This window comes from Frankia sp. CoWAU3, assembly GCF_977971855.1.
In genome coordinates, this window is sequence record NZ_CDWWXB010000009.1 from 29,067 (window position 1) to 31,807 (window position 2,741).

A 2,741-nucleotide genomic window follows, 5' to 3' on the forward strand; every position below is an offset into this window, starting at 1 on the left:
GGCCGGCCGATGAACCAGACCGCTTCAACGCCTGGCCATCCCGGTTCGGCCCACAGCCCGGCGCGGCCGGCAAGCTGCCCACTCGCCTTCTCTACGACTGACCAGGGGCCGACGCCGGTAAGTGCCCAGCAGCCGATGTTGCCGGCCATAGCATGCCAGATGTTGTCAGGGTCGGAACGGCCGCCGATATGGCGGGTGAACTCGGGATCGGACCAGATCTTGGTGTAGCCGGCGACGTCGTCGTTGTGAATCGGTCGCAGGATGAGCCGGTCCGTCGTCAGCGTCGGGATGTTCACTGGACTCTCGTCCCCGCGGGCAGGGCACAGCACTCCTCGACGAACGCGGCGACCGTGGGAAGCGCCCGGTGAGCGGGCGTGAACTCGCCGACGCACTGCCGAAGTCGCGCTACGACAGTGTGGGTGGGTGCTACCGGCGAGGTCCCGAGGATGCCGAGCGCGATCCTCGCGGCCTCTTCCGGCTCGGCCCTGTGGCCAGTCAGGTGCAGGAGGGCTTCGGGCACTGCGGCGTGCTGGGACTCTTCAACGGTGTAGTCCCCGCCTCGCCGCCGATAGCCCTCCATCGCGATTGGCGCCCACTCACGAGCCATAGCAGCATCACCCATAGTGATCGCGATCCCGGAGCGGAACATGGCCACGGCGGCCGGGCCGACCGGCGTTTCCCCGGGCAGGGGCGCCATGGTGCACGCCGTGGCTTCCATGCTCAGGCAGCTTGAGAAGCCGCCGGCTTTAGCCGGCGGAGGAGTCATCCGGTCCAGCGCGTTTCGAGCGCCGTCATGGTCGCCGGTCTTCGCGAGAGTGCGCGCCTCGTAGGCAGCGATCCGTGCGTTCATGTACGGATCGGAGATGTGGGCGACAGTACGAAGGGCCTCCAAGGCTGGTCCGTACCGCTGCCGCCAGTAGGCGATGCTTGAGCGGAGCGCGGCGATGGACAGGATCAGTACCGGGTCGCCGACATCCTCGGCGTAGCGGGCCGCGAGTCCGGCGAACCGGCGGGCGGAGCGCCGGTCGTCGGCGTTGAACGCCAGCCGGCCGAGGAAGTAGGTGTACTGCCCGCCGAGCGTGGTGATCCGGTTTCGAGCCTCAGGGGCGACCGGCCCATCGAGGATGGTGGTGATCTGCCGCCAGCGGGCGCCGACCTCCGGCAGCAGCGAAGCGTGCGGTGCCGAGCCGTACATCCGGGCGATCTCGTCGGCGTCGGCTTCGAGTTCGTCGAGGGTCGCTGTGGTGACCGCAGCGTCCATCCGTGTCCGCGTTGATGCAGCCAGTGCTGACAGCGCGGCGAGCTAGAAGACTTGTCGTCTGTCCGTCGTGCCCTCCGTTCGGTCTCCCTCCACGGCTTCCAACCTGGCCTGCCAGGCGGCAAGCTCCCCGTCGGTCTGCCGGTGCTCATCGAGCGCCTGGCACAGGTCGGCAGACGGAAGCTCCCCGTTTTCCGCCTTGGATATTCGGGTGCGGTGGAACCCGATCTTCCGGCCGGCGGGCCGCCGAGATCCTCGACGTGATCGAGGGGTATCCCGAGTATGACCGGCTGAGGACGTCGACGCTGCGGTACCCGACGTGCTGGGCGACGTTCACCGGCTACCCGATCGTCGCCGAGTGGGACCTCGACGCCGACGGTCCCCGGCTGTTCGTCGAGGCGCTGCGGACCATGGCGCTCAAGGCGGCCGTGTACGAGCTCACCGGCAGCGAGGCCGCCGCCGAACTCGACGTGGCCGCCTCGGTCGATGAGATGGTCCACGCGCTCACCGCTCAGTTCACGATCCTCTCGCGGGTCCAGGCCGGCACCGGGACCACCTTCGTTCACTCGACCGGCAACGAGCGGTTCCGCTACGACCAGGACGGCTACACCGACCAGGCGTACCGGGCCGCGGGGTGGGGTGAGCCGCCGCAGCGGTATTGGATCGGCCAGGACGAGACCCGGCGTCGACTCGCCGTGCTGGACGGCCTGTACGAGTCGATCGGGATCTACCGCGGCGGCCGCTACCACACGATCACCTTCGGTCGTTAGCCGGCGGCGAGGGCCTGCCGTAGGGCGTCGACGACGACGTCCGGCGGGAACTTCGCGGACGCGGCGACCTCCGCCTCTCCCAGGGCGGAGGTCAGCCTGCCCGCGCCCGCGTGGCGGACCAGCGCCGTCATCCACCCGGCAAGGTCGGCCGGGTCGTCGGGGAGCTCGCCCGGATGCGGGCCCGGTTCCGGCGCGGCCGGCCACAGGTCACCCCCGCTTGCGTACCGGCCCGGGGGAATCCGATCTTCTCCGGGTGGACGCACACCGGCACCCCGGTCGCAGCGTCACGGCGGTAGCCGCTGGACGTGTCATAGGCGCTGCCCGGCCCGGGCCCGTCAGCGATATCGAACTGTCCCGGGCCGTGCACGTTCCCCGGGCACACCACGCAGATCAAGTTGTCGTCCCAGGGAGGGCCGATGTCGTCGCTGGACGTCACAGGCTCATCATCGTCAGCGGCTGATCGGGGTTCCGGTGCCAGCCCGACGCGCCGTACGGTCCTCAGCTGCCCCCGGCCGCCGCTGATCTGGCGACGGCTCAAGGCTGTGCCGGATGTGCGGTCGCCCGCCAGGACCCGACGATCCCAAACGTCACCGGGCCGGATGCGGTTGACGGTTGGACGCCGTGGGCTGGACGGGAATCCGCCCGGTCACGTCCGCGGCGGCCAGGGGTCCGCCTGCGGTCGCGCCCCCGTCCCCGGGTCGGTCCGCGCCGGC

Annotated in this window: 5 protein-coding genes; 1 reads left to right on the top strand and 4 read right to left on the bottom strand. The window is 70.2% G+C overall.

The annotated features are described in order from the left end of the window. Both AC08ON_RS02200 and AC08ON_RS02205 read right to left on the bottom strand, forming a co-directional pair. A partial coding sequence (locus AC08ON_RS02200) for a GNAT family N-acetyltransferase (RefSeq protein WP_476616362.1) occupies positions 1-296 on the bottom strand: 296 nt, incomplete at its 3' end. Then, positions 293-1,261 carry a hypothetical protein gene (locus AC08ON_RS02205; RefSeq protein WP_476606450.1) on the bottom strand — a complete coding sequence of 323 codons (969 nt, stop codon included), beginning with the start codon at positions 1,259-1,261 and terminating at the stop codon, positions 293-295. The genes AC08ON_RS02205 and AC08ON_RS02200, both read right to left, overlap by 4 nt. Positions 1,262-1,518: 257 nt before the next feature. On the opposite strand from AC08ON_RS02205, the gene AC08ON_RS02210 reads away from it, so the two are divergent. Beyond that, positions 1,519-2,028: a hypothetical protein gene (locus tag AC08ON_RS02210; protein ID WP_476606451.1), complete on the top strand. Its 510-nt coding sequence runs from the start codon at positions 1,519-1,521 to the stop codon at positions 2,026-2,028. Here the strand turns inward: AC08ON_RS02210 and AC08ON_RS02215 are convergent. Together AC08ON_RS02215 and AC08ON_RS02220 are read right to left on the bottom strand one after the other, a co-directional pair. Continuing rightward, positions 2,025-2,159 carry a hypothetical protein gene (locus AC08ON_RS02215; RefSeq protein WP_476606452.1) on the bottom strand — a complete coding sequence of 45 codons (135 nt, stop codon included), beginning with the start codon at positions 2,157-2,159 and terminating at the stop codon, positions 2,025-2,027. The two genes, AC08ON_RS02210 and AC08ON_RS02215, sit on opposite strands and share 4 nt — an antisense overlap. Continuing rightward, positions 2,156-2,464: a hypothetical protein gene (locus AC08ON_RS02220; protein ID WP_476606453.1), complete on the bottom strand. Its 309-nt coding sequence runs from the start codon at positions 2,462-2,464 to the stop codon at positions 2,156-2,158. Before AC08ON_RS02220 ends, AC08ON_RS02215 begins: the two co-directional genes overlap by 4 nt. Positions 2,465-2,741: the final 277 nt, after the last annotated feature.